16 protein-coding genes and 1 pseudogene are annotated in these 18,048 nt (G+C 53.0%); 11 read left to right on the top strand and 6 right to left on the bottom strand.

The annotated features are described in order from the left end of the window. Positions 1-50: 50 nt before the first annotated feature. The 7 genes from FHR87_RS04100 (at position 51) to FHR87_RS04070 (ending at position 7,729) form a co-directional block, all read left to right on the top strand. Positions 51-1,217 (top strand): nucleotide sugar dehydrogenase, encoded by a 1,167-nt coding sequence (locus tag FHR87_RS04100; protein WP_183165454.1) that lies wholly within the window; start codon positions 51-53, stop codon positions 1,215-1,217. A 191-nt stretch (positions 1,218-1,408) separates the two neighbouring features. Further along, entirely contained in the window at positions 1,409-2,782 is a 1,374-nt protein-coding gene (locus tag FHR87_RS04095; RefSeq protein ID WP_183165453.1) for a glycosyltransferase family 2 protein, read from the top strand. Between the two features lie 113 nt (positions 2,783-2,895). Next, complete coding sequence (gene rfbB, locus FHR87_RS04090) at positions 2,896-3,996, top strand: dTDP-glucose 4,6-dehydratase (protein WP_183165452.1); 1,101 nt, start codon at positions 2,896-2,898, stop codon at positions 3,994-3,996. After that, positions 3,993-4,892: a dTDP-4-dehydrorhamnose reductase gene (rfbD, locus tag FHR87_RS04085; RefSeq protein WP_183165451.1), complete on the top strand. Its 900-nt coding sequence runs from the start codon at positions 3,993-3,995 to the stop codon at positions 4,890-4,892. The genes rfbB and rfbD overlap by 4 nt, the downstream gene beginning before the upstream one ends. A gap of 13 nt (positions 4,893-4,905) precedes the next feature. Beyond that, positions 4,906-5,787: a glucose-1-phosphate thymidylyltransferase RfbA gene (gene rfbA / locus FHR87_RS04080; protein ID WP_183165450.1), complete on the top strand. Its 882-nt coding sequence runs from the start codon at positions 4,906-4,908 to the stop codon at positions 5,785-5,787. Continuing rightward, positions 5,787-6,335 carry a dTDP-4-dehydrorhamnose 3,5-epimerase gene (rfbC, locus tag FHR87_RS04075; RefSeq protein ID WP_183165449.1) on the top strand — a complete coding sequence of 183 codons (549 nt, stop codon included), beginning with the start codon at positions 5,787-5,789 and terminating at the stop codon, positions 6,333-6,335. The genes rfbA and rfbC overlap by 1 nt, the downstream gene beginning before the upstream one ends. Before the next feature lie 731 nt (positions 6,336-7,066). Beyond that, positions 7,067-7,729 carry an NUDIX hydrolase gene (locus tag FHR87_RS04070; RefSeq protein WP_183165448.1) on the top strand — a complete coding sequence of 221 codons (663 nt, stop codon included), beginning with the start codon at positions 7,067-7,069 and terminating at the stop codon, positions 7,727-7,729. Between the two features lie 537 nt (positions 7,730-8,266). On the opposite strand, the gene FHR87_RS04065 is transcribed toward FHR87_RS04070, so the two are convergent. The 5 genes from FHR87_RS04065 to FHR87_RS04045 all read right to left on the bottom strand — a co-directional run bounded on the left by FHR87_RS04065 (position 8,267) and on the right by FHR87_RS04045 (position 12,829). Next, a complete protein-coding gene (locus tag FHR87_RS04065) occupies positions 8,267-9,442 on the bottom strand; it encodes a zinc-dependent alcohol dehydrogenase (RefSeq protein WP_183165447.1) in 1,176 nt (391 codons plus the stop codon). A 164-nt stretch (positions 9,443-9,606) separates the two neighbouring features. Beyond that, positions 9,607-10,491, bottom strand: coding sequence for a manganese catalase family protein (locus FHR87_RS04060; RefSeq protein WP_183165446.1), 885 nt, complete (start codon positions 10,489-10,491; stop codon positions 9,607-9,609). 286 nt (positions 10,492-10,777) lie between these two features. Continuing rightward, complete coding sequence (locus FHR87_RS04055) at positions 10,778-11,287, bottom strand: ferritin-like domain-containing protein (protein ID WP_183165445.1); 510 nt, start codon at positions 11,285-11,287, stop codon at positions 10,778-10,780. Between the two features lie 249 nt (positions 11,288-11,536). Beyond that, positions 11,537-12,643, bottom strand: coding sequence for a UDP-glucose 4-epimerase GalE (galE, locus tag FHR87_RS04050; RefSeq protein ID WP_183165444.1), 1,107 nt, complete (start codon positions 12,641-12,643; stop codon positions 11,537-11,539). Between the two features lie 39 nt (positions 12,644-12,682). After that, on the bottom strand, positions 12,683-12,829 hold the full coding sequence (locus FHR87_RS04045) for a hypothetical protein (protein ID WP_183165443.1): 147 nt from the start codon (positions 12,827-12,829) through the stop codon (positions 12,683-12,685). A gap of 168 nt (positions 12,830-12,997) precedes the next feature. Here FHR87_RS04045 and FHR87_RS04040 point away from each other — a divergent pair, with 168 nt between their 5' ends. The 3 genes from FHR87_RS04040 to FHR87_RS04030 are packed head-to-tail and all read left to right on the top strand — an operon-like array spanning position 12,998 to position 16,534. Beyond that, entirely contained in the window at positions 12,998-14,179 is a 1,182-nt protein-coding gene (locus FHR87_RS04040) for a glycosyltransferase family 1 protein (RefSeq protein ID WP_183165442.1), read from the top strand. Then, the gene (glf, locus tag FHR87_RS04035) at positions 14,167-15,366 is read left to right on the top strand and encodes a UDP-galactopyranose mutase (protein WP_183165441.1); all 1,200 of its coding nucleotides are present in this window, start codon (positions 14,167-14,169) and stop codon (positions 15,364-15,366) included. Before FHR87_RS04040 ends, glf begins: the two co-directional genes overlap by 13 nt. Positions 15,367-15,370: 4 nt before the next feature. Further along, entirely contained in the window at positions 15,371-16,534 is a 1,164-nt protein-coding gene (locus FHR87_RS04030) for a glycoside hydrolase family 1 protein (protein ID WP_183165440.1), read from the top strand. A 245-nt stretch (positions 16,535-16,779) separates the two neighbouring features. Here the strand turns inward: FHR87_RS04030 and FHR87_RS04025 are convergent, their stop codons facing one another. Then, positions 16,780-17,679, bottom strand: coding sequence for a LysR family transcriptional regulator (locus FHR87_RS04025; protein WP_183165439.1), 900 nt, complete (start codon positions 17,677-17,679; stop codon positions 16,780-16,782). 145 nt (positions 17,680-17,824) lie between these two features. On the opposite strand from FHR87_RS04025, the pseudogene FHR87_RS04020 reads away from it, so the two are divergent. Then, positions 17,825-18,048, top strand: a pseudogene (locus FHR87_RS04020) (MFS transporter); the annotation flags it as partial.

The following is an 18,048-nucleotide window of genomic DNA, read 5'->3' as shown; positions in this document are numbered from 1 at the left end:
AAATTATATAAAACCTTTTATAGCAAATCATTATATCTATGGAGTTAAGAATGAAAATAGCCATCGCCGGCACAGGATATGTCGGCCTTTCAAACGCCGTACTGCTCGCCCAACACAATGAAGTCGTGGCGCTGGACATCGTTCTAGAAAAAGTCGAGTCTCTTAATAGACGTCAATCCCTCATCGTTGATCCGGAACTGGAAGAGTTTCTGCGCGATAAACCGCTGAACCTACGTGCCACGCTCGATAAGGAGGATGCCTACCGGAATGCAGATTGTGTAATTATCGCCACGCCCACGGATTACGATGCGGAAACCAACTACTTCAATACCCGGTCGGTCGAGGCGGTGATCCATGACGTGCTGTCGATCAACCCGACGGCACTGATGGTGATCAAGTCGACCGTTCCGGTGGGCTTCACTGAACGGATGCGACAGGAGTCCGAGTGCAACAACATTCTTTTTTCTCCGGAGTTTCTTCGCGAGGGCCGGGCACTGTACGACAACCTGCACCCCTCGCGTATCGTGATAGGCGAACGCTCGGAGCGGGCGCGGGGTTTTGCCGATCTGCTGCTACAAGGCGCCGTGAAAAAGGACGTGCCGGTGTTGTTCACCGACCCTACCGAAGCTGAAGCAATCAAATTGTTCGCCAACACTTACTTGGCGATGCGGGTGGCCTACTTCAACGAGTTGGATACCTACGCCGAGATACATAAGTTGGATACGCGACAAATCATCGAGGGCGTTGGGCTGGACCCACGCATCGGCAGCCACTATAACAATCCGTCTTTCGGCTATGGTGGCTATTGCCTGCCTAAGGATACCAAGCAGTTGCTGGCCAACTATTACGATGTACCGCAAACGCTGATCAGTGCCATCGTCGACGCCAACACCACACGCAAAGACTTCATTGCTGAGTCAATTCTCAAGCGTCAACCCAAGGTAGTAGGTATCTACCGGCTAATAATGAAGGCCGGCTCGGATAATTTCCGTGCCTCCTCGGTTCAGGGAATTATGAAGCGGATCAAGGCCAAGGGCATTGAGGTCATCGTCTTCGAGCCCGTCCTGCAGGAAGAAACCTTCTTCCAATCTCGTGTCGTCCGCGATCTCGACGAGTTCAAGCACTTGGCCGACGTGGTAGTGGCTAACCGGCTGGTAGAGGAAATCATGGATGTGCGCAACAAGGTCTATACCCGGGACCTGTTCGGGCAGGATTGAACTGTAAGATTAGAATTAATCTGACAGAATCTTACTATTATTCTGCAGCCACAGACCCTTACACATTCAATGTAAGGAGAGAGTAGAGTGCCCCAAGTATTCAAGCGAAATAACATGGAACCTATATCTTGTAAATTATAGGGAACAGCGAAACCCTTGGGGCTTTCAGAACACTCTTGGACATATAGAAAATGGTTGACATCTCAATAATAATACCATACTACAACGCTGAACTATATATACATGAAGGGATTGATAGTATTCTTGCCTATTCAGGCAAATATGAGTACGAGATCATCATCATAAATGATGGCTCCACTGACCATCATTCTTTGCAGATTTTGAAATCAATTGAAGATACCGGGCTATACAAAGTTCTTCACCAAGAAAACAAAGGTCCTGCGTCTGCTAGAAATACAGGCTGCAAAGCAGCCAGTGGAAGCTATTTTTTATTTTTGGATAGCGACAATAAAATCACACCACAATACATAGACATAGCTCTAGACTTATTGATGAATGATGCTGAATTAGGCATTGTGTATGCGGATGCTTTTTTCTTTGGTGATGGGAGCCGCCCTGGGTTTATAACAAATGGATTCAACATTCAAAAGCTTTTAGCCTCAAACTATATAGATATGTGCTCTTTTATACGTAAAACGGCTTGGCAAAGTGTTGGAGGAATGGATGAATCAAAAGATATTTTCACCCATGAGGACTGGGATTTCTGGTTAAGCCTGTATGAAAAAGGTTGGAAATTTAAGTTTATCAATCAGAAACTATTTCATTACAGAATCAGAAGAGGCTCCCTTATTGACACTCACATAAAAAACAATGAAGCCAAGTCTAGAGAATTATATATTGCGAATAAACATGCTGAACTTTATCGTGAAAATTATACCGACTTATATGTAAAGTCCGACATCAATATAAATACTCAGGTATTTTGGAGCGAGAAACAAGAGCAAGAAGATACACCCCTAAGATACTCCGAAGCACGCAGTACCAAAGCCTGGTATTCATCTGAGGGCAAAACTCAGAGGCTTCGTCTCTACTTTCCGGATGACCTGAAGCCAGTCACCCGTCTGCGCCTGGACATCGCGAACAGGCCACTGGCTATCACCCTGCACGGCATGTATCTGCTCAACGCCGAGGAAGATGTGCTTTGGCAATGGTCAGGAGATCAAGATTCTTTTACCGATATAGTCGGCGTGGCTTTTTTCCGCGAGCAGAATGCCGAGCCCCATACTCTCTTCACTTTGAATAACGATCCACGATTCGATATCGCCCTGCCTGACGACATTCTGGCCTCCATTCAACCGGGCTGCGCGCTAGTGCTGGATATCACTCCCTGCTCCCTTGCCAGCCAACTCCCATATCTGCTCGCTCAGATAGAGAAACCTTCTTCTCTCAATGACAAAAACTGCCTTATCGCAGCCCAGGCAGAGCAAATTCAGAATTTGCAGGAAAAGCAGCAGCAAATGCATGAACAGTTGTTACGCGCGGAAGCCCAATTGGACTTGCTCAAGGAAGTGGTACTGGGCAATGGATATGTGGAGCCATTGTGAGCGCTATAGGGCGTGTCATCGATTATTTCCCTGTTGCAACGTGGGAATAATCGATGACACACCCTGATCTTTTGATTTTAAAAACAACCCATTAACCAACGACAGAGCACATTATGATCCTCGTTACCGGCGGAGCCGGCTTTATCGGTTCCAATTTCGTCCTGCAGTGGCATGCCAGCACTACCGAGCCTGTTCTCAACCTGGATGCCTTGACCTACGCCGGCAATATGGAAAATCTCCGTTCGCTGGCCGATTCTTCACGGCATGTTTTCGTACATGGCGATATCACGGATGCAACGCTGCTCGAGCGCCTATTTGCCGAGCACCGACCACGCGCAGTCGTGCACTTTGCTGCGGAGTCCCATGTGGATCGCTCGATCCATGGCCCGGAAGCCTTTGTGCATACCAACGTCAATGGCACCTTCCGCCTGCTGGAGGCGGCACGAGCCTACTGGAACGACTTAGCGGCCGAGGAGCAACAAGCCTTCCGCTTCCTGCATGTCTCCACCGATGAGGTATACGGCACCCTGGGGCCAGCCGATCCGGCTTTCACTGAAACCACGCCTTATGCGCCGAACAGCCCTTATTCGGCCAGCAAGGCCGCCAGCGATCACTTGGTACGCGCCTACCATCACACCTATGGCTTGCCCACGCTGACCACTAATTGTTCGAACAATTACGGCCCCTACCATTTCCCGGAAAAACTGATCCCGCTGATGATCGTCAATGCCCTGGCCGGCAAGCCATTGCCGGTGTATGGCGATGGCCAGCAGATTCGCGATTGGTTATATGTGAAGGATCATTGTTCTGCCATCCGCCGGGTGCTGGAGGCTGGTCGAACCGGTGAGACGTATAACGTCGGCGGCTGGAACGAGAAGGCCAATATCGACATCGTGCATACCGTATGCGCCTTGCTCGATGAGCTGGCGCCGGCCCCTGCGCGCCATGTACAGCATTCCGTCACTGGCAAGCCATTGCAGCGATACGCCGAATTGATTACCCACGTCGCCGACCGTCCCGGACATGATCGCCGCTATGCCATCGATGCGCGCAAGATCGAGCGCGAACTTGGCTGGAAGCCGGCCGAAACCTTCGAGACAGGCATCCGCAAGACGGTGCGGTGGTACCTGGCCAACCAGGATTGGGTGGCCAACGTACAGAACGGCAGCTACCGCGACTGGATACAGCGGCAGTATGAGGAGCCACGGGAATGAGGATTCTGCTGGTAGGGAAGAATGGGCAGGTCGGCTGGGAGTTGCAGCGAGCCTTGGCGCCGCTGGGTGAGCTGCTGGCCTTGGGCCGCGAGGAGACGGGTGATCTGGCTACCACCGACAGGCTGGTCGCCAGGATTCGTGAACTGGCGCCTCAAGTGATCGTCAACGCGGCGGCCTATACTGCAGTGGACAAGGCGGAAACCGAGGTAGAGCAAGCACAGCGCCTCAATGCCGAATTACCGGCTGTGCTGGCCCGTGAAGCGGCAGCCCTGGATGCTTGGCTGGTGCATTATTCGACCGATTATGTATTCGACGGCTCGGGAACGCAGCCCTGGACAGAGGAAGCGCCGACCGGGCCGCTGTCGGCTTATGGGCGCGGCAAGCTGGCAGGTGAAAAGGCGATCCTGGCCAGTGGGGTGCGGGCACTGATTTTCCGTACCAGTTGGGTCTATGCCTCGCGGGGTCACAACTTTGTCCGAACCGTGCTGCGACTTGCCCAGGAGCGCGAGACGCTGGATATCGTCGCCGATCAGGTCGGTGCCCCTACGGGTGCCGATCTGCTTGCGGATGTGACCGCCTTGGCGCTTCACCAAGTACTTCAAGCGGATGCTGCTGGGGCGGCCCTGTCCGGCATTTACCACTTGGTGGCAGCCGGCGAAACCTCCTGGCACAGCATTGCCCGCTTCGTGCTGAGTGAGGCCGAGCGGGCCGGTATGCAACTGCGCGTTTCTGCTGACAAGCTCGGAGCGATTCCTTCGGAGGCCTATCCAACCCCGGCGCCCCGCCCTCGTAATTCGCGCCTGGTCACCAGCAAGCTGGAGCAGGCTTTCAATGTGCGCATGCCACCCTGGCAATCCGGGATTCAGCGCATGCTGCATGAAATTCTCGCTAAATAAGGATATTCACTCGATGGAACGCAAAGGCATCATCCTCGCTGGCGGGTCCGGTACTCGCCTGCACCCGGCTACGCTCTCGGTTTCCAAGCAGTTGTTACCGGTGTACGACAAACCGATGATCTACTACCCACTGAGCACTCTGTTGCTGGCGGGAATTCGCGACATTCTGATCATCTCCACCCCACAGGACACGCCACGCTTTGCCCAACTGCTCGGTGATGGTAGCCAGTGGGGTATTAACCTGTCATATGCTGTCCAGCCCAACCCGGATGGATTGGCGCAAGCCTTCGTGATCGGAGCGGACTTCATCGGAAACCACCCGTCAGCCTTGGTGCTGGGTGACAATATTTTCTATGGGCACGCCTTCCAAACATTGTTGGAAAGTGCGACGCAGCGTGAATCCGGCGCTACGGTGTTCGCTTATCACGTGCATGATCCCGAGCGCTATGGCGTAGCGGAGTTCGACGATAGCGGAAAGGTACTGTCGCTGGAGGAAAAGCCGGCTGTGCCGAAATCCAGCTATGCGGTGACGGGCCTGTATTTCTACGACGCGCAGGTGGTGGACTTGGTTCGCGAGATCAAGCCCTCTCCGCGTGGCGAGCTGGAGATCACTGACCTGAACCGTCTGTATCTGCAGCAGCAGGCCTTACATGTGGAGATCATGGGCCGCGGCTATGCCTGGCTGGATACGGGAACGCACGATAGCTTGCTCGAAGCCGGGCAATACATTGCCACGCTGGAGAAACGCCAGGGTTTGAAAGTCGCCTGTCCGGAGGAGATCTGCTTCAGGTCCGGCTGGATCGACGCTACCCAACTCGAGCGATTGGCCCAGCCGCTGGTCAAGAACGGCTATGGAAAGTATCTGTTGAGCTTATTGAAAGAGAAGGTGTACTGATGCAAGCCGACAAACTGACTATTCCTGAGGTGGTGCTCTTTACACCGAAGGTATTCGGCGATGAGCGTGGGTTCTTTTATGAAAGCTTCAACGCCCAGGCCTTCTCGCAGGCTACTGGGCTGCAACCCGACTTCGTCCAGGATAACCACTCGCGCTCCGTGCGTGGCGTGCTGCGCGGGCTACATTACCAGTTGCCGCCTCACCCCCAGGGCAAGCTGGTGCGTGTAGTGCAAGGCGAGGTGTTCGATGTGGCTGTCGACATTCGCCGTTCGTCACCGACATTCGGGCGCTGGGTCGGGGAAATCCTTTCTGCTGACAACAAGCGCCAGCTATGGATTCCCCCAGGCTTCGCCCATGGCTTCGTCACCCTGAGCGAGACGGCGGAATTCCTTTACAAGACCACGGATTTCTACGCACCCGACTGCGAACGCTGTATCGCCTGGAATGACCCGGCTATCGGTATCGATTGGCCGTTCGCTGAAACACCCTGCTTGTCCGGCAAGGATCAGTTGGGTCCACCCTTGGCCGAAGCCGAGGTATTCGACTGACTGGAAGATCTAATCCTGACACCACATCGATAAAAAGCCAGAATGGGGACTCTGGCACCGGGACATTCCATGCCTGATGCGGCAATCGAATCAGGCATATCGAGTCGCAAGGAGATGGCTATGAATTACTCCGTTCAAAAGAACGAAATGGATCAATGCCTTCAACCGCGAGATGCAAACAGTTCTCGGTACATCGCAACAGACCCTGCATCGCGCTCGCGACGTTATCACTCGTCTAGTGTGTAATGGCTGACGCGAGCGCCTACTCTACTTCCAGCACTCAGGCTTTGCCGGTATGTATCGCCTTGCCCCGAATTGAAGGCCTTATATCCCTTAGAGAGTGACGAATGCTGCTTGCAGCCTGGGCGCTGGCTCGCTGGCATGCCAATTGGCAGAGTTGGCCGGCCGCAACTGCTTTCTTTAAGGATTTGTCACGACTTTAGACGATGCCTTCGTGTTCCATGGATCGCTGCCGGATCTATGCCGGGCGGCGGCTAACGTCTGTCTACTTTTTACCGAGGCCAACCCACCTCCGATGGCATTCGGTACTGCGCTATATAGCCTACTGGCGCAATTTCAGAATCATCGTGGGACGACCGCAACACCGATAACACTGTGATATCCGTCACAAATCGAAAATCATTAATCGGATTTATCTTAAAGACAGCTTTATCAAAGCCAGGCCTGTCTAGAATCGAACTAATGAATTAATTCTTTAAAGCTGGTCATTCATGAGTAATTTCATTCGGAAAGGCGGTTCGAACGAACCTGAGAAATCGATCTCTGTTGTCTCTGGCCTTTCGATCACCTTTACACTGGGCCAAGAGCCTTCTGAAAAGCTCGACACTCCGCCACTGATACCCTGGAAAGACCATCCGCAAACCACTCTGGAATGGGAACGTTTTTCCATCATGAACAGAGGCTTTGTCGAACCTCCAATGAAACATCTGGAGAATCGAAAGCCAGCGGCAGGTGTGCTTATTCTTGAACCTGATTTGCGCATCTGGGCGATCCATCAAGCTGAACTCTATAGCTCAGCTCGGCTTGGTTTCCCTGTTGGCCGCCAGGAAACAGGACTATCACTACAGGCTGTCGCAACACGAGAGACCTGGGAACAGACTGGTTTGCAAATCCGGATTACGGCTTGGCTTGGCGATTTTGACCAGATAGTCACGCGGACCCGTCTGTACCTGGCCGAGCGAATAGGTGGCTCGCCAGCAGCCTGTAGTTGGAGCAACCAGACACTGAGCCTCATGCCTCTTGCTGTATTACAACAACTACCAAATCAGATGCTGGCCTCTCCGGTTAGCGAGGGTTTGGAAAGCCTGAAAAATATATTGAACATGACTCACGCAATGGAAGGGATCTCAGATAAAGATCTGATACAACGTTAAAAGTTAACTTACGCTCGCCGCCTGATTATGTTAACGCTCATCAAACTGGGGAATGCTTTTATCCCGCGATACTAAAACTCCCAGCCACTGCACAAACGCCAACTACAAATAAAGTGCAGTGTTGCAATGGGCCAGAGTCGTTCAAGTGCACAAGTATTTCTAAATAAGCCAGCATTCGGCGACGGAGCCCAATGCTTCGGCGGTGCTGTTCGGCGTCAGTCGGCGGCCAGCTCCAGGTCGTCATCGCTGTTCCAGATCACACTGCCGCCCCATTCGCTATGACAAGACTGCCTGCAACTTCCTTGGCACCATCCATCTAGCTGCAACCGTCGTTGGGTTCTATCCCATTTTCATGGGCGGTTTTGAAAGAGTTGAAGACTTCAAATCTTGTCGAGCGACTCTACGACGCATTCTGGCGATCCTGGCGGTCTTGCACTCGGACATGACACTCCTTCGGCTCGGCATGAGCTTACTCAAAAGTGTCCATGTTACGAGGTGGAACCCAAGATAATTAGTAATATCTAATATAAATAATTCTTAAATTAATCCGGGTATAAGAATTACTTTACGGCAATTTTCCTCTTTTTTATCAAAAATCTTATACCCTTCTGCAGCTTGTTCGAGTGATAGACGATGCGTAATGATAGCATCGGGCGATAAAGCGCCTTGCTCGATATATTGCAGAAGTTCGGGAAGAAAGCGCTGAACATGAGTTTGTCCCATTTTAAAAGTCAGGCCTTTATCGAAGGCATCACCAAATAAGAACCCATGAATGAAGCCTGAATAAACACCAGGTACACTGACTACGCCTCCCCGACGTACAGCGGCTATACATTGCCGTAAGGCTTTACCGCTGCTTCCTTCCAGTTTGAGGTTGGTGAGTATGGTTTCCGTTGTACTGCCTTTAGCTTCAAATCCTACCGCATCGATGACTCCATCCACCCCTCGGCTTCCCGAAGTCTGTTTGATAATGGTGTCTGCCGGATCGTCGTCTTCATCGAAGTTGATAGGAATGACGCCATAGGTCTGTTGCGCATAGGCCAGTCGATAAGGGTGGTGATCAACCATGAAAATCTGCGTTACGCCAAGCATTCTCGCACAGGCTGCCGATAGCAGTCCTACAGGGCCAGCACCATAGATAGCAACGCTCGAGCCTTGCTTAAGCTCTGCATTGGTTACGGCTTGCCAAGCCGTAGGCAAGATATCGGATAGAAATAGAACTTTCTCGTCGGATAAGGTACCCGGCACTTTAAAGGGTCCGGTATTGGCTTTAGGTACGCGGATATATTCAGCTTGGCCACCCGGCACTCCACCATATAAATGGCTGAAGCCAAACAGGGCTGCGCCAGGTGGAATGGTCTTTTTGTTCAAAATGGCGCCGCGACCAGTATTGGTTGTCTCACAGGCAGCATATAGATGTTGTTGGCAAAAAAAGCAGCTACCGCACGCAATGACAAAGGGAATCACCACTCTGTCACCTTTCTTTACGGCAGTCACATCTGGACCGGTCTCTTCGACAATCCCCATGAACTCATGACCGAAAATATCACCCTGTTCAACGGTAGGTATTTTACCCCGGTAGAGATGAAGATCCGAACCACAAATAGCGGTGGCGGTCACTCGAAGCACGATATCATCTGCATCAATAATGATGGGGTCCGGTACGGTATCTACACGAACATCGCGTATGCCGTGATAAGTCAGAGCTCGCATAGAAGTCCTCTGCATGATAAAAACTTTAAATCAATAGCCAATATAAGTAGCTACTCGATTGAGTAGCTATAGTTTTTAATTTACTGCCTCGTATTTACTTCACGAGGCAGATAAATCGACTATCTGCATCCTGCATCGGTAATTGAATTAAATTACCGTCATCATTAATGATGTTGTTGATTCGCTATATCTGAACCAAGATCAGCACCCGTAACAGGATTGCTCAAAGGATTCGACAGGGTGCGGCTAGCCATTTGCTGTACGACTTGAAAATCCCGGTCAGCCAGTTGAACCGTTGCGCGACCGTCACCGCCATCTACGGCGGGTTGGGGATGGTCGACGAATTGCCATTCCGCGCCCTCATTCCATGGACCGCGTATATTTTCTTCACCTTGCGACAGGTCGTAATAGATATTGGCGTATTCAGCCTTACCGGGCAGCTTACCTTGCGGGAAATTCGGCTGTATGGAGTGTAAGGCTTTCTCGAAAGATTTCTGGTGCGCAATCTCACGGGTCATCAGAAAGATTAGCGCGTCCTTGATTCCAGGATCATCGGTCACATTGATCAAACGCTCATAGACAATTTTAGCGCGAGCCTCGGCCGCGATATTGGAGCGCAGATCGGCAGTCGGTTCGCCGATAGTATCGATATAAGCCGATGTCCAGGGCACTCCACCTGAATTGATCAATGGAGTACCACCGCCGTATAAGAGAGACGTAATATGCGAATCGTTACCATTGTCGGTCAGCGATCGATATAAATCCGCCTCTTCTTCCACGCCTTCTGCCATTTGGCCTTTGGCACCTTTGTTCAGCATACCGATGATCGAACCGATGATTTCTAGGTGGCTGAGCTCTTCGGTCGCGATATCCATCAGCAGGTCTTTGCGGCCGGCGTCGTCTTCGGCCAGACCTTGAGTGAAGTAACGCATGGCTGCGGCTAGTTCGCCTTGTGCTCCGCCGAACTGTTCCAGCATGAGATTGGCCAACCCTGGATTAGGAGTAGCCACACGGACGGTATATTGAAGCTGCTTATTGTGGACAAACATTATTATTGTCTCCTATCTGATATTACTCAGAGTGTCCTTTTAATTAAGCATTTTCCTTCAAATAGCTGGGTTGCATATGCCTCATTATCTGTCTCCAGATAAATACTTATCAGTGATAGCTGATAGTCAATCAGGCATGAACTTCCTTATTGATTAAAAACCTTTAAATCAAGGCGGCGCGACCCTTTCACCCTTCAACAAACATCGCGCCACTTTAGCAATCCATTACCATGAAGATTGTAATGGGTTGTCTCCTTCTGCCCCGGTTAATATTTTAAAGGTATGTTCATCGTTTAGCTTCGAGATCAGAAGAAGCAGAGCGATTGAGAAAGGCCTCTGTCAGTTCTGGTAGATGAGCTTTAATCCAGTCAGCCATGGCTTCTTCTTGCGGTAGGATTTGTTCGCAAGTCCGTTGCGTTTCTTGATCACCTATCGTTTTTGCAGCGGCAATCAGAACGGTGTATGCAGCTATTTCCATGTTTTCGAACACATAGCCGCTCATTGCACCTTTAACTACTTCATCGCTTACCGTCATACCGCTTACTGCTTGGCCAAATGCAGTGAGTTTACCTGCCATGTCTTTGAATATAGAGGGCTTGCTACCGAGCCTATCGAGGCAATTTTCCAGTAGCTGTATCTGGCCTTTAGTTTCTTGGATATGTTGTTCAATGCGCAATTTTAGATCAGGATAATGTTCAAGACGAGATGCCTGACCTTGCAGCATTTTTTCTGCCTGTTGTTCCATGGCATGTGCATCTCGCAGCCAATCCAGCAAATTATCTTTTTTATTAGTCATTTCTTTTCTCCGTATGGAATATAAAAATAGAGAAATTTTTTATTTAAATAGTTCAAGTAAAGCAGATAAATGGAAAGCAACTAAGGCTGCGCTATTTGCGTAACATCTTAAAATTTGAGGTTATAGCGCCCACTCAGCGCCGTTGATGGAAACTTTCGATCACTGTATTTCTGCTCGGATGACGTACGTGGTTGTGGTTCGTTTATAAAAACTTGAGCCATGGATCCTCACGTAAGAGGTGATTGCCTGTCATCGGAACAGAGCAGAACCAACTGCCCTTTTGAAGGCGCTGCTTTTGTAGAAGTGGCCTTTGTCCGCAAGCTTGATCTTTAGCTCCAGGGTATCCAACACATAGCCTTCAGGATTTCTGCATTGCCAACGCCAGGCATCTTCAAGCATGCAGTTCAGGTCGCGGGTAGCCACCCAATCCAACTGCTGGCGCGCCCGTGTCGGGTCAGACCAGCATTGAGCGATATCGCCTGGACGGCGGGGTTCGAAGCTCAGGGAAATTTTGACCTTGCTTACATGTTCGAAGGCATGCACCAACTCAAGCACCGAATAGCCCAGCCCTGTGCCTACGTTCCACACCGAGATGCCGGTGTGATTCATTAGGTAGTCCAGTGCCTTGAGATGCGCCCCCGCCAGATCCACTACATGGATATAATCCCGAACTGCCGTGCCGTCCGGGGTCGGATAGTCGGTGCCGTAGACCGGCAGGGACGGGCGCTGGCCGGTGGCGACCTGCAGCAGATACGGCAACAGATTGTTAGGAACGCTCTTCGGCGCCTCTCCCAGCAGGCCCGAAGCATGGGCCCCGATCGGGTTGAAATACCGCAGCAGACCGATGGCCCAGCGCGGGTCCGACTCGGCCACGCTATGCATGACGTGTTCGGCCATTAGTTTCGACTGTCCGTACGGATTGGTGGGCTGGCCCAAGGCACAGTGTTCGTTGATGGGCATCTTCTTCGACTGCCCGTAGACTGTGGCGGAGGAACTGAAGACTAAGCGGAAGACGCCGGCCTGAGCCATCGCCTGACATAAGTTGACGCTGCCGCCGACGTTGGTGTCGTAGTATCGCAACGGCTCCCGAACACTTTCACCGACCGCCTTGAGACCGGCAAAGTGCATTACGGCTTCGATGGGAAATTGCGCGAAGACGCTATCCAGCAAGGCACGGTTGCGTATATCGCCCAAAACGAAACGCGGTCGCCGCCCTGCCAGGCTGGCCACCCGATCCAGTGCCGACCGTGTGCTGTTGCACAAATTGTCCAGCACCAGCACGTCATGCCCACTTTGCATGAGCGCCAAGACCGCATGAGTGCCAATGTAACCTGCCCCCCCCGTGACTAGAATCATGTCCGTTGTCCTGAAAAGAGAATGCCTGTGTCAGAAGTCCTACGGATCGTAAGGCTTCGGTCGAGCTGAAGCCGTAATCCGAGGCTCTTCCAGGCGTAGCGTCGGGTCGCAAAAATAACGGCTCATGAAGTAAGGAAAGCGCCGGCGCTGGCCAAGTTCCGGCAGGTTCATCTGCGATATGCGCATTCCGTCGCCTTTAAAGGCAACTAACTGGAACGAGCGACGTTGTGCTTGGCTCATACATTCAACGAGGTTATAGAACTTGACTGAGTGGGAGGACTTCAAGTTTAGACAGAATGGGATGATGTAACCCGAAGGGTAGCCGCGTGGAAATTTTTATAATAAGGACCGTGTATGACCCGTGTTGAGAAGCAGCAAAACGATAAGGCTGCCATTGGCACCTTCGAAATCCACCACTACACAGAATCGCTTGCCCAACGTCCCACTCTCTTATGCCTATCTCATCTACGATGGGGATTTGTTTACCAACGGCCTCAGCACATCATGTCGCGCTTTGCCCGGGACTATATAGTGCTGTTTTTCGAGGAGCCGCTGGTGTCGGACAGGGGAGCGCCCTGGCTCGAGGAAACCGCTCAGCCCAGCGGCGTGACTGTGCTTGTACCCTACGTCAGCCCCGGCTTGTCCCCCGAAGCGGTCAGCCAGCAGCAGCGCGTCTTGCTTGATGGTTACCTGGCGGCTCATCCACCAGCGGAGCTGATGACCTGGTATTTCACTCCCATGAGCTTAGACTTCACCGAGCACTTGCGCGCCACCGTGACGGTCTTCGACTGTATGGATGAACTGTCAGCCTTTAAAGACGCGCCGTCCGATCTGCTGGAAAAGGAAAAAAAGCTACTCAAGCGCGCCGACGTAGTCTTTACCGGCGGCTACAGCCTCTGGGAGGCGAAAAGCAAGCAGCACCGCAATGCCTACGCCATACCCAGCAGTGTTGACATCGACCACTTTGCCGCTGCTCGTCGGACCGATGCCGAGCCAAAGGATCAGCGCGACATCTCTCATCCGCGGTTGGGCTTTTTCGGCGTGATCGATGAACGTTTGGACGTCCAGCTTTTATCCGAACTGGCCCAAGCCAATCCACAGTGGCATATCGTGCTGATCGGCCCGGTGGTCAAGATCGACCCGGCCACTCTGCCACAGTTGGATAATATTCATTATCTGGGTGGCAAGAGCTACGCTCAACTACCACAGTACCTGGCCGGCTGGGACGTCGCGCTAATACCCTTTGCCATGAACGAGTCGACTCGCTTTATCAGTCCCACCAAGACCCCTGAATACCTGGCTGGTGGCTGCCCAGTAGTCTCTACACCCATTGCCGATGTGGTGCGCATGTATGGACAGACGGGAGTAGTGCGTATTGCCAAGGATACCCTCGAATTTGCCGAAGCCATCCGGGCCGCGCTTGCCGACCGCCAAGACCTCGATGTGTTGCACCAACGCGCTGATACTGTTTTGCAAGGCATGTCCTGGGACGGTACCTGGAAGACCATGAAGGATCTGATCGAATGCCTCAGGTAACACTGAATACGGCTATTGAACGCTCCCAGGACAGGGCTGAGGGCTACGATTATCTGATTGTTGGCGCTGGCTTCGCTGGCAGCGTGCTGGCCGAGCGGCTGGCCACCGGCCTGGGCAAGCGCGTGCTGCTGATCGACCGCCGCGAACATGTGGGCGGTAATGCTTTCGATCACCTGGACGAGGCGGGCGTGCTCGTGCACCGCTACGGTCCGCACATCTTTCACACCAATGCCCAGCGCATCGTCGACTATTTATCGCGGTTCACTGAGTGGCGTCCCTACGAGCATCGGGTGTTGGCCCAAGTGGGCGAGCAGCAATTGCCGATCCCGATCAACCTTACTACCCTCAACAAGTTGTACGGGCGGGACATGGATCCGACCCAGGCCGAGGCTTTCCTGAAGAGCAAAGCCGAACCGGTGGAATCCATCCGTACTTCCGAAGACGTGGTGGTCAATCAGATTGGCCGCGAGCTGTATGAAACTTTTTTCCGCGGCTACACCCGCAAACAATGGGGGCTGGACCCCTCGCAGCTGGACAAGTCGGTGACATCCAGAGTGCCGACCCGTACCAACAGCGACGATCGCTATTTCACCGATACCTTTCAGATGATGCCTTTGCACGGATACACAGCAATGTTCGAGAAGATGCTGGATCAACCCGGCATCGACATTTTGTTGCAGACTGATTTCGCCAAGCTGGACCCGCAGTTGCGCTATGCCCACCTGGTCTATTGCGGGCCGATCGACGAATATTTCGGCCATCGCCTTGGCCGCTTACCTTACCGTTCACTGCGCTTCGAGCATACCACCGTCGATAAAGAGCAATTCCAAGAAGTCGCAGTGGTTAATTACCCCAACGAGGCAGTGCCCTATACACGCATCACCGAATACAAGCACCTGACCGGCCAGCGACACCCGCGCACCAGCCTGACCTACGAATACCCCTGTGCCGATGGCGATCCCTATTACCCCATTCCCCGAGCGGAGAATGCTGAGCTGTATCACCGTTACAAGGCGTTGGCCGATGAAATCCCAGAGGTGACCTTCCTGGGGCGGTTGGGGACTTACAAGTACTACAACATGGATCAGGTAGTGGGGCAGGCGCTAGCCTTGTATAAACACCTGGAGCAGGCTGAGCAAACACAGGGCGAAGAGCAATCCAATACGGCTGTACCGGACGGGGCCTGAGTGAATGCATATTCCAAGCATCTTCGATAGCTTCATGATGGGCGGCTTCGAGTGCTCGACCCATCGTCGCAACGATCAACGACGCCTGGACCTCATCGCCGCTACAGGACATGACCGTTGGGTCGCGCAGGATTACGTAAACATGGCCAGTGTCGGACTGGGTTGCGTGCGCGACGGGTTACGCTGGCACCTGATTGAGCAGCGCCCGGGCCGTTATGACTGGAGCAGCTTCCTGCCCATGCTCCGGGCGGCCAATGCCCAGTCGGTGCAGGTGATTTGGGATCTATGCCACTACGGCCTGCCGGATGACATCGATATTTGGCGTCCGGCCTTCGTTGAGCGCTTTGCGCGTTACGCTGGTGCCGTGGCGCGGCTGGTTCGCGCGGAAAGCCCGGCGGTGCCGTTCTATTCCCCTATTAACGAAATCTCTTTTTGGGCCTGGGCGGGTGGTGACGTTGCCTATTTCAACCCGACGACTACCGGCAGGACTATGGAGCTCAAGCATCAGTTGGTGCGCGCCAGCATCGCTGCTATCGAGGAGATCCGTGCCGTGGATAATCGGGCCCGGTTCGTCCAGGCCGATCCAGCCATTCATGTCATCGCCCCCAACAAGCGCGCCGACCAAATCGAAAATGCCGAGCGCTATAGACTTGCGCAGTACGAAGCCTGGGACTTGCTGGCCGGAATGCAATGGCCCGGCCTAGGAGGACGCCCCGAGTTCCTGGACATTATTGGGGTCAATTATTACCCCCATAACCAGTGGTTCCACGGCGGCGAACGGATTCTGCTAGGGGATCCCTACTACCGGCCGTTCGCGGGCATGCTCAGTGAGATTTATCAGCGTTATCGACGGCCGATTTTGTTATCCGAAACCGGTGCAGAAGGTTCTTTGCGCGTGCCCTGGCTGGCGTACGTGAGCGAGCAGGTCATGCAGGCTATGGCCCAAAACGTGCCAATCGAAGGGATTTGCCTGTATCCCGTGCTCGATTACCCTGGCTGGGACGATGATCGTCATTGCTCCGCCGGCCTGTTCGGTTTCGCCGACTTTATGGGGTGCCGTACGGCTCATGAGCCATTGCTGCACGAGGTGCAAAAACTGACGGCACGCTTCGGCAGCGCTAGTCCACTGGCGTATCCGGTCACCGTACGAGCTCGTCATGAACGCTGAAAAGCCCCCCCGGTGGGCCGGTGGTTTTCCTGGTGCGCTACATAGCACTGCGGCCTTCAGGCATCGAGTTCGATCTGGACAATGTTCAAGGTGAGCTGGCAAGTGGTACCTGAGCGACGAACCCGTTCAATGGCTTCCCGTTTGTACTCGGGACTGTATTTCTTGCACTTGGACATGAACCCTCCTTCAGGTCAGCATGAGCTTATTCGAAAGTGTCCGTGCTAACGGAGTAGAACCCGTTTGCCTCAGTTAATGACACGCCATAATGGTTGCTTGTTGAGGTAGCCTTCCAAGGCTTCCACAAACACACGAACCTTGGGGGGTACCATGCGGGAGGTAGGGTAAACCGCCCAGATTCCCAGTGGTTCGGGTTCAGCGTCCTCCAGGAGGATCTGTTCGATGCGTCCTTCGTTGAGGGCTGGATCAACGTACCACCGCGAAAGGTTGACGATGCCGAGGCCGCCAAGACAAGCCTGATAGAGGGCTTCGATTGAGCTTGCGGAGAAGCGGCCGGTGATTTTCTGCCTCAGACTCTTTCCGTCGTGCACGAACGACCAATGCGATGTTCCCATCGTGAGCAGACAGTTATGAGATGAGAGGTCCCCAAGCGTCTTGGGATGTCCATGTGCGGCGAGATAGGCCGGTGTTGCGCAAAGCGCACGAGGGTTGTCAGAGAGACGTCGCGCGATTAATCGATTATCCCGAAGTGGGGCAATACGGATCGCCACATCGATCCCGAGCCCAACAATGTCGACCTGTTCGTCAGTCGTCAGCAAGTCGACATGTAGTGCTGGGTGCTGGAGCATGAAGGAGGACAGCATCGGCGCTACGATTTTTCGGCCAAAGGCCGCGGAAGCGGTGATACGCAGATGACCCGAAAGGCCGCTCCCGTCTGGCCGTAAGTCTGCCAGAGCATTCGCCTTACCTTCCAGCAAGGCTTGCGCATGAGGAAGGAAAACCTCCCCGTCACTCGTCGGTGAGAGAGCTCGCGTGGTCCGATGGACCAGCCTTACGCCGAGCTCCGTTTCGAGGTGGTTGAGGCTTCGGGATGCTGCCATTGAACTGAGGGACAGCCTACGCGCGGCGCCGGCCAAGCTGCCGACGCGCACGGCTTCCACGAAAACCTCAATGTCTTCAAGCTTCATTATCCCGTTTTCCGTTAGATTGCCGTATCAATTTGTACGTCTACAGCAAAATTCGTTATGGCTCCATATTAGCTCCGCAATCACGGCTCCCTCACAGCATCAATGTCTGACGCTGGTGGAATGGGTGTTCGCGCAGGGGCAAATTATGAGCAACATTTCTGTGCTTCAGGAAGAAGTAAGCGTCTCGTCGAAGATCAGCACGGGGCTCACCTTCGCGATGGCCGCTTCCGCGGGACTTGCGGTAGCGAACATCTATTACAACCAACCCATGCTGGGTATTTTGGAGCAAGATCTACCTGGGGAGCTAACGGGCTTTGTACCCACTGCAACTCAGTTCGGCTATGCCATCGGACTGTTCGCACTGGTGCC

This window comes from Azomonas macrocytogenes (assembly GCF_014191985.1).
Classification (GTDB): Bacteria; Pseudomonadota; Gammaproteobacteria; order Pseudomonadales; family Pseudomonadaceae; genus Azomonas; species Azomonas macrocytogenes.
The sequence above is the reverse complement of the archived record's forward strand: the minus strand, read 5'-3'. Positions and strand labels throughout refer to the sequence as shown.

Coding starts and splice junctions, on each gene's coding strand:
- FHR87_RS04100 (WP_183165454.1), top strand. CDS start 51: ATGAAAATAGCCATCGCCGGCACAGGATATGTCGGCCTTTCAAACGCC.
- FHR87_RS04095 (WP_183165453.1), top strand. CDS start 1,409: ATGGTTGACATCTCAATAATAATACCATACTACAACGCTGAACTATAT.
- rfbB (WP_183165452.1), top strand. CDS start 2,896: ATGATCCTCGTTACCGGCGGAGCCGGCTTTATCGGTTCCAATTTCGTC.
- rfbD (WP_183165451.1), top strand. CDS start 3,993: ATGAGGATTCTGCTGGTAGGGAAGAATGGGCAGGTCGGCTGGGAGTTG.
- rfbA (WP_183165450.1), top strand. CDS start 4,906: ATGGAACGCAAAGGCATCATCCTCGCTGGCGGGTCCGGTACTCGCCTG.
- rfbC (WP_183165449.1), top strand. CDS start 5,787: ATGCAAGCCGACAAACTGACTATTCCTGAGGTGGTGCTCTTTACACCG.
- FHR87_RS04070 (WP_183165448.1), top strand. CDS start 7,067: ATGAGTAATTTCATTCGGAAAGGCGGTTCGAACGAACCTGAGAAATCG.
- FHR87_RS04065 (WP_183165447.1), bottom strand. CDS start 9,442: ATGCGAGCTCTGACTTATCACGGCATACGCGATGTTCGTGTAGATACC.
- FHR87_RS04060 (WP_183165446.1), bottom strand. CDS start 10,491: ATGTTTGTCCACAATAAGCAGCTTCAATATACCGTCCGTGTGGCTACT.
- FHR87_RS04055 (WP_183165445.1), bottom strand. CDS start 11,287: ATGACTAATAAAAAAGATAATTTGCTGGATTGGCTGCGAGATGCACAT.
- galE (WP_183165444.1), bottom strand. CDS start 12,643: ATGATTCTAGTCACGGGGGGGGCAGGTTACATTGGCACTCATGCGGTC.
- FHR87_RS04045 (WP_183165443.1), bottom strand. CDS start 12,829: ATGCGCATATCGCAGATGAACCTGCCGGAACTTGGCCAGCGCCGGCGC.
- FHR87_RS04040 (WP_183165442.1), top strand. CDS start 12,998: ATGACCCGTGTTGAGAAGCAGCAAAACGATAAGGCTGCCATTGGCACC.
- glf (WP_183165441.1), top strand. CDS start 14,167: ATGCCTCAGGTAACACTGAATACGGCTATTGAACGCTCCCAGGACAGG.
- FHR87_RS04030 (WP_183165440.1), top strand. CDS start 15,371: ATGCATATTCCAAGCATCTTCGATAGCTTCATGATGGGCGGCTTCGAG.
- FHR87_RS04025 (WP_183165439.1), bottom strand. CDS start 17,679: ATGAAGCTTGAAGACATTGAGGTTTTCGTGGAAGCCGTGCGCGTCGGC.